Genomic DNA, 5,729 nt, shown 5'->3' with positions numbered 1-5,729 from the left:
GACGGCGCGAGCGACCGGCGACATCTCGGCGCAGGTCGACGCGATCCAGGTCGCGGTCACGCGGGCCGCGGACGAGATCACGCGGATCAGCGGGATCATCGGCCGGATCAACGACTACCAGACCACCATCGCGGGCGCGGTCGAGGAGCAGACGGCGACGACGACCGCCATGGCGGCCACCGTCGCCCAGGCGGCCGACGGCGGCCGCGGCATCGCGGGCGAGCTCGACGCGGTCGACGCGTCGTCGCGCCGCACCTCGGCCGAGCTCGACAGCATCCGCGAGGCCGCCCGCGAGCTCGCGGCGACGTCGCGCAGCCTGCGCGAGCACGTCACCGTCTGACGCATCCGGGACGCGGACCGAGCGACCGACGGTCGCTCGCGCTCCTGCGGCAGCGCCCGCACGGCTGGGAAGGGTTGCGCACGCATGGCGTGCGCAACCCTTCCTCCTGCGCGCCCGCGGGTCTGCAGGGCGGCGGGATGTGCGGCGACGGCCGCCGGGTGGCCGGATGCGCTCTCGTGTGGGTGGGCGCGCCTACCCTTGAGGTGCGATGAACACCCTCTTCTCCGACCTGCCGCTGCCCGGGCTCCACCGGACGGAGACGGCGCTGCCCCGCGTCGTCCCGCCCCGCGAGGACCGTGACGCACCCGCCGACGCCGGCGCGGACGACGGCGACCCTCGCGGGCGCTCGTCCGCCGGCGCCTCGGCCGCGGCGTCCGCCGCCGCCGAGGAGCGGCGTCGGCAGGACGAGGAGCGTGCGCAGGCTCTGCTCGTGGGCCTGAACCCCGAGCAGCGCGAGGCCGTGCTGCACACCGGGTCGCCCCTGCTCATCGTGGCGGGCGCCGGCTCGGGCAAGACGCGCGTGCTCACGCACCGGGTCGCGCACCAGCTCGCGACGCACCGCGCGCGGCCGTCGGAGATCCTCGCGATCACGTTCACCAACAAGGCCGCGGCCGAGATGCGCGAGCGGGTCGAGCAGCTGGTCGGGCCGGCCGCGCGGGCCATGTGGGTCTCGACGTTCCACTCGGCGTGCGTCCGGATCCTGCGCAAGGAGCACGCGACGCTCGGCCTGAGGTCCTCGTTCTCGATCTATGACGCCGCGGACTCCCAGCGGCTCATCACGATGGTCGCGCGCGAGCTGGACCTCGACCCGAAGAAGTACCCCGCGAAGTCGCTGTCGCACAAGATCTCGAACCTCAAGGACGAGCTCGTCGACCCGGAGACCTACGCCGCGTCGTCGGGGGCCGCGTCCGGCGAGGCCAACCAGTTCGACGAGGCGCTGGCGGCCGTCTACGGGCGGTACCAGGCGCGCCTGCAGCAGGCGCACGCCCTCGACTTCGACGACCTCATCATGCGCACCGTGCAGCTGCTCCAGGGCTTCCCCGCCGTGGCCGAGCACTACCGCCGCCGCTTCCGGCAGATCCTCGTCGACGAGTACCAGGACACCAACCACGCGCAGTACGTGCTGGTCCGCGAGCTGAGCCGGCCGGCCGAGGGGCTGGGTGCGGGCGAGCTGACGGTCGTGGGCGACGCCGACCAGTCGATCTACGCGTTCCGCGGCGCGACCATCCGCAACATCCTCGAGTTCGAGGCGGACTACCCGAACGCGCGCACCATCCTCCTCGAGCAGAACTACCGCTCGACGCAGACCATCCTCTCGGCGGCGAACGCCGTGATCTCCCGCAACCCGGGCCGCAAGCCCAAGCGGCTCTGGACGGACTCCGGGGCGGGTCCGCAGATCGTCGGCTACGTCGCGGACAACGAGCACGAGGAGGCGCGCTTCGTCGCCGAGGAGATCGACCGCCTCGGGGACTCGGACGGCGTGCGCCCGGGCGACGTCGCGGTGTTCTACCGGACCAACGCCCAGTCGCGTGCGCTCGAGGAGGTGCTGATCCGCGTCGGCCTGCCGTACAAGGTCGTCGGCGGCACCCGGTTCTACGAGCGCCGCGAGATCAAGGACGCGGTCGCCTACCTGCGCGCTCTCGCCAACCCGGACGACGACGTCAACGTGCGCCGGGTGCTCAACGTCCCGAAGCGAGGGCTGGGCGAGCGCTCGGAGTCCATGCTCGCGGCGTTCGCCGAGCGTGAGCGGATCTCCTTCGGCGCCGCGCTCGAGCGCGCGGACGAGGCGCCCGGCGTCGGCACGCGCGCCGTCACGGGCCTGCGCGCGTTCGCCCAGATGATGGCCGAGCTGCGCGAGCTCGCGGCCACGGCGGGTCCCGCCGAGGTGCTCGGCGCCGTCCTCGACCGCACCGGGTACCTCGCCGAGCTGCGCGGCAGCGACGACCCGCAGGACCAGTCGCGCGTCGAGAACCTCGCCGAGCTGCACGCCGTCGCGACGGAGTTCGAGCAGGCCGAGCCCGACGGCGACCTCACGGACTTCCTCGAGCGCGTCTCGCTCGTCGCGGACTCCGACCAGATCCCGGCCGACGACGGCGAGAGCGGCGGACCGGCGCAGGGCGTCGTCACGCTCATGACCCTGCACACCGCGAAGGGCCTCGAGTTCCCCGTGGTGTTCGTCACCGGCTGGGAGGACGGCACCTTCCCGCACATGCGGTCGCTCGCGGACCCCGACCAGCTGGAGGAGGAGCGGCGGCTCGCGTACGTCGGGCTCACGCGCGCGCGCCAGCGGCTGTACATCTCGCGGGCCGCGGTCCGCACGGCCTGGGGCGTGCCGAACGAGTTCCCCGCGAGCCGCTTCCTCGACGACGTCCCGGAGGACCTCGTCGACTGGCGCCGCAAGGAGTCGAGCATGGCCGCGCTGCGGCGGGGCGGCTCGGGCTGGGGCAGCGGCGCATCGGCCTGGGGCGGGCAGGGCGCAGGATCGGCCTGGGGCGGGCAGGGCGCAGGATCGGCCTGGGGCGGGCAGGGCGCAGGAGCCGCCTGGGGGTCGGAGGGCGGTCGCGCCGGCCAGGGCCGCCGCTCGGGGTCCGACGACGGCGGCACGGTCTACGGCAGCGGGAAGGTCGCGACGCGGCGCATCCCGCCCTCGCCGCCGCAGCCGACGTCGCCCAGCTTCGGGTCCGGTGCCCCGAAGGGCGACGTGCCGAGCCTCGAGATCGGCGACAAGGTGACGCACGACTCGTACGGCGTCGGCACCGTGGTCGCCGTCGAGGGCGGGGGCAACAACGCGGTCGCGAAGATCGACTTCGGCGGCGACGGCGTCAAGCGCCTGCTGCTGCGGTACTCCCCGGTCACCAAGCTCTGACGAGCGGGACGGTCGCGGTGGTACGGATGCCGGGCGGCCGATCTCTCGATGTGAAGACATCTCCGGCGCGCGACTAGCATCGACCGGAGTGCGCAGGCCTCGCCTGCGGCCACAGACGGACTCACGACGGAAAGCGGGCGCAGGGTGGACCTGTTCGAGTACCAGGCACGCGATGTCTTCGAGAAGCACGGCGTCCCCGTGCTGGGCGGCATCGTCGCCCGGACCCCCGAGGAGGCCCGCGCCGCCGCGGAGCAGCTCGGTGGCGGGACCGTCGTCGTCAAGGCGCAGGTCAAGACGGGCGGCCGCGGCAAGGCGGGCGGCGTCAAGCTCGCCCACTCGCCCGACGAGGCGGCCCAGCGCGCGGAGGAGATCCTCGGCCTCGACATCAAGGGCCACGTCGTCCGCACCCTCATGATCGCCGAGGGGGCGAAGATCGCGGAGGAGTACTACTTCTCGGTGCTGCTCGACCGGGCCGAGCGCCGGTACCTCGCCATGGCGAGCGTCGAGGGCGGCATGGAGATCGAGCAGCTCGCGGTCGAGCGCCCCGAGGCGCTCGCGCGCGTCGCCGTCGACCCGCTGGTCGGCATCGACGAGGCCAAGGCGCAGGAGATCGTCGCCGCCGCGGGCTTCGCGGACGACGTCGCGCCGCAGGTCGCCGAGGTCATCCAGAAGCTGTGGGGCGTCTACAAGAACGAGGACGCCACGCTCGTCGAGGTGAACCCGCTGGTCCGCACCGAGGACGGGAAGATCGTCGCGCTCGACGGCAAGGTGACGCTCGACGCGAACGCGGACTTCCGGCACCCCGACCACGCGGCACTCGAGGACGCGGCCGCAGCCGACCCGCTCGAGGCGCGGGCCAAGGAGGCGGACCTCAACTACGTCAAGCTCGACGGCGAGGTCGGCATCATCGGCAACGGCGCGGGGCTCGTCATGAGCACGCTCGACGTGGTCGCGTACGCGGGTGAGGCGCACGGCGGGGTCAAGCCGGCCAACTTCCTTGACATCGGCGGCGGCGCCTCCGCCGAGGTCATGGCCGCCGGGCTCGACATCATCCTCTCGGACCCGCAGGTCAAGGCCGTGTTCGTCAACGTCTTCGGCGGCATCACCGCGTGCGACGCGGTGGCCAACGGCATCGTGGCCGCCCTGGGCATCCTCGGCGACCACGCCACCAAGCCCCTCGTGGTGCGCCTCGACGGCAACAACGTCGAGGAGGGTCGCCGCATCCTGGCCGACGCCGCCCACCCGCTCGTGACGCTCGCCGAGACGATGGACGGCGGCGCCGACAAGGCGGCCGAGCTCGCCCACGCCGCCGCCTGAGCGTCGAACGACCGAGCGCGCCCCGAACCAGCGAAGGAACAGAGAACACTCATGGCGATCTTCCTCACCGAGGCCTCCAAGGTCATCGTCCAGGGCATGACCGGGTCCGAGGGGCAGAAGCACACGACGCGCATGCTCGCGTCGGGCACGGCCGTCGTCGGCGGCGTGAACCCGCGCAAGGCCGGCACGAGCGTCGACTTCACGGTCGGCGAGGGCACGACGTCGGTCCCCGTCTTCGGCACGGTCGCGGAGGCCGTCGAGGCCACCGGCGCGGACGTGTCCGTGATCTTCGTGCCGCCGGCGCACACCAAGGCCGCGGTCCTCGAGGCCGTCGACGCGGGCGTCCCGCTCGTCGTGATCATCACGGAGGGCGTCCCGGTCGACGACACCGCGGAGTTCTTCACGGCCGCGCAGTCCAAGGGCGTCCGCCTCATCGGCCCCAACTGCCCGGGCCTCATCAGCCCCGGGAAGTCGAACGTCGGCATCATCCCGGCGGACATCACGGGCCCCGGCAAGATCGGCCTCGTGTCGAAGTCCGGCACGCTGACCTACCAGATGATGTACGAGCTGCGGGACTTCGGGTTCTCGACGGCCATCGGCATCGGCGGCGACCCGATCATCGGGACCACGCACATCGACGCGCTCGCCGCGTTCGAGGCGGACCCGGAGACCGCGGCGATCGTCATGATCGGCGAGATCGGTGGCGACGCCGAGGAGCGGGCTGCGGCCTTCATCAAGGAGAACGTGACGAAGCCGGTCGTCGGCTACGTCGCGGGCTTCACCGCACCCGAGGGCAAGACGATGGGCCACGCGGGCGCGATCGTGTCCGGCTCCTCGGGCACGGCGCAGGCCAAGCAGGAGGCCCTCGAGGCCGCCGGGGTCCGCGTCGGCAAGACGCCGAGCGAGACGGCCGAGCTCATGCGGCAGATCCTCTCCGCCTGACCTGCCCGACCGCTCCACCGACGCCGGGCCGTCCCCTCGGGGGCGGCCCGGCGTCGTCGTCGGATCCCGACACGCCCGCTCGGGGTCGCCCGAGGGCGCCGTCGACCAGGGACCATGGAGCGGTGAGCCGACCCCCTGCGCCGCGACCGCCCGCGGCGGGGCGGCCACCGTCCGCAGGGCGCGCAGGCGCACGTCCGACGGCGCCCCGACCTGCACCCCGCGTGCGACCCGAGCAGGGCCCCCGGCCAGCGGGCGACCGCACGC

General features: G+C 73.3%; 3 protein-coding genes and 1 pseudogene. All 4 read left to right on the top strand.

All coding sequences use genetic code 11. The features are described 5' to 3' along the window. Window positions 1–340 (top strand): annotated as a pseudogene (locus tag ICW40_RS20840) (methyl-accepting chemotaxis protein); the annotation flags it as partial. Window positions 341–548: 208 nt separating this feature from the next. Next, window positions 549–3,206 carry a DNA helicase PcrA gene (gene pcrA / locus ICW40_RS07540; RefSeq protein WP_221653220.1) on the top strand — a complete coding sequence of 886 codons (2,658 nt, stop codon included), beginning with the start codon at window positions 549–551 and terminating at the stop codon, window positions 3,204–3,206. Window positions 3,207–3,350: 144 nt separating this feature from the next. Next, window positions 3,351–4,523 (top strand): ADP-forming succinate--CoA ligase subunit beta, encoded by a 1,173-nt coding sequence (sucC, locus tag ICW40_RS07535; RefSeq protein WP_221653219.1) that lies wholly within the window; start codon window positions 3,351–3,353, stop codon window positions 4,521–4,523. 51 nt (window positions 4,524–4,574) lie between these two features. After that, a complete protein-coding gene (gene sucD / locus ICW40_RS07530; protein ID WP_221653218.1) occupies window positions 4,575–5,465 on the top strand; it encodes a succinate--CoA ligase subunit alpha in 891 nt (296 codons plus the stop codon). Window positions 5,466–5,729: the final 264 nt, after the last annotated feature.

The organism is Actinotalea ferrariae, from assembly GCF_019733465.1.
GTDB classification, from domain to species: Bacteria; Actinomycetota; Actinomycetes; order Actinomycetales; family Cellulomonadaceae; genus Actinotalea; species Actinotalea ferrariae_A.
This window is presented reverse-complemented; position numbering and strand designations above follow the sequence as displayed.

Coding starts and splice junctions, on each gene's coding strand:
- pcrA (WP_221653220.1), top strand. CDS start 549: ATGAACACCCTCTTCTCCGACCTGCCGCTGCCCGGGCTCCACCGGACG.
- sucD (WP_221653218.1), top strand. CDS start 4,575: ATGGCGATCTTCCTCACCGAGGCCTCCAAGGTCATCGTCCAGGGCATG.